The 1,928-nt window shown below is 45.4% G+C and carries 2 protein-coding genes; one reads left to right on the top strand and one right to left on the bottom strand.

Annotation, left to right across the window (positions count from 1 at the left end):
* A partial coding sequence (locus BCT81_RS00575; RefSeq protein ID WP_102422971.1) for a YciK family oxidoreductase occupies positions 1–713 on the bottom strand: 713 nt, incomplete at its 3' end.
* 137 nt (positions 714–850) lie between these two features.
* Between BCT81_RS00575 and sohB the strand changes: the two genes are divergently transcribed.
* On the top strand, positions 851–1,918 hold the full coding sequence (gene sohB / locus BCT81_RS00570) for a protease SohB (RefSeq protein ID WP_019820882.1): 1,068 nt from the start codon (positions 851–853) through the stop codon (positions 1,916–1,918).
* Positions 1,919–1,928: the final 10 nt, after the last annotated feature.

Raw genomic sequence — 1,928 nt, 5'->3', positions numbered from 1 at the left:
CCATTAATGTCTGTCACACTTGGGTTCATTAAATGTAGGTACAGTGGGATGATGTCGAGTGGCGTTTTTAGCTTATTCGCATCTTCTCCTGGGTACGCTTTTGCGCGCATACGTGTTTGAGTGCCGCCCGGGTTGATCGCATTAACGCGGATGTTAGTGTCTTCAAGCTCATCCGCTAGGATTTGCATCATACCTTCGGTAGCAAACTTAGAGATCGCGTAAGTGCCCCAGAATGCACGGCCAGAGTGGCCAACGGTAGAAGAGGTAAATACGATACGACCTGCTTCCGCTTTCTTAAGAGCTGGCAGAAGTGCTTGAGTCATCAAGAATTCAGACTTCACATTGATCTGCATAACATCATCAAAAGTCTCTTCATCAATCTGCTCAAACGGGCTCAGAGTACCGAGAACGCCAGCGTTATGAAGTAGACCATCTAAACGACCGAACTGTGACTCAATGGTTTCAGCCATATCAATGTAGTTCTGCTTTGTCGCGCCTTTTAGATCTAATGGGATGATCGCAGGCTGTGGGTAACCAGCACTTTCGATTTCATCGTAAATAAATTCAAGGTTTTTAACATTGCGGCCTAGCAGAATAACTGTCGCGCCATGTTGAGCGAAGCTTAGTGCTGCTTGGCGTCCAATACCGGCACCAGCACCAGTAACCAAAATTACTTTATCTTTGAGGGCATCTGTAGAGATTGGGTAATCCACTGTGCTTATCCTTCTTTCTTTTATTATGTTCGCCATTCCATTGATGTTTAATCACACAGATAACCGCAGGAATGATGAGAAATTCTTGGTAATCGTGACAAGATGGTTACAATACACTAATTCATACATTAGGGGATATGACATTGGAATTTTTGTTGGACTACGGCTTGTTTTTAGCCAAGATTGCGACCGTTGTAATCGCCATCATCGCAATTTTAGTCATTGCTAAATCTGTGGGTGGAAAATCAAGCGCGATTAAAGGTGAGCTGGAAATCACGAACCTATCTGAACACCATAAACAGACAATCGAACAATTAGAGCACCATCTACACGATGATGCTTTCATCAAAGCCCGTGATAAAGCAGAAAAGAAAGCGGAAAAAGAGAAAGTAAAATCACGCGGTAAAGAAGTGAAAAAAGCAGCGAAAGAGGGCGAGCTTGATAGCAAGCGTGAACCACATCTATTCGTTCTTGATTTTAACGGCAGCATTGATGCGAAAGAAGTGGCTTCATTACGCGAAGAGGTAACGGCGGTTTTGGCTGTGGCTCGTGAAGGCGATGAAGTATTACTTAAGCTTGAATCTGGCGGTGGCATGGTTCACGGCTACGGTTTGGCGTCTTCTCAACTTGATCGTATCAAAGCAGCAGGTCTGCCTCTGACTATCTCGGTAGACAAAGTGGCGGCAAGCGGCGGCTACATGATGGCATGTATTGCAGACAAAATTGTGTCAGCGCCGTTCGCTATCGTTGGTTCTATTGGCGTTATCGCTCAACTGCCAAACTTCAACAAACTGCTTAAGAAGCACGATATCGAGTTCGAACAGCTAACAGCAGGTGAGTACAAGCGCACACTGACTATGTTTGGTGAGAACAGCGATAAAGCACGTGAGAAGTTTAAAGAAGAGCTAGAAGAGACACATGGTCTATTCAAAGACTTCATTCGCGACCACCGCCCAGCACTTGATCTTGATAAAGTGGCGACGGGTGAACACTGGTTTGGTACGCAAGCTCACGAACTTGGGCTGGTGGATGAGATCCGCACTTCTGATGACCTAGTCGTTGAAGCATGCAAAGACAAGACAGTGCTAGCGATTCACTATGTACAGAAGAAAAAGCTATCGGACAAGCTAGCAGGTGTGGCAGGTAAATCTGCAGACAGCGTGCTGATGAAGCTGATTGAACGCGGTCAAAAGCCGATCGTTTAATAGTGTTCGT

Source organism: Vibrio sp. 10N.261.52.A1, assembly GCF_002876325.1.
Classification (GTDB): domain Bacteria; phylum Pseudomonadota; class Gammaproteobacteria; order Enterobacterales; family Vibrionaceae; genus Vibrio; species Vibrio chagasii.
The sequence above is the reverse complement of the archived record's forward strand: the minus strand, read 5'-3'. Positions and strand labels throughout refer to the sequence as shown.

What these genes read in the sequence shown, in the direction of transcription:
- sohB (WP_019820882.1), top strand. Translation starts at nt 851, where the DNA reads ATGACATTGGAATTTTTGTTGGACTACGGCTTGTTTTTAGCCAAGATT.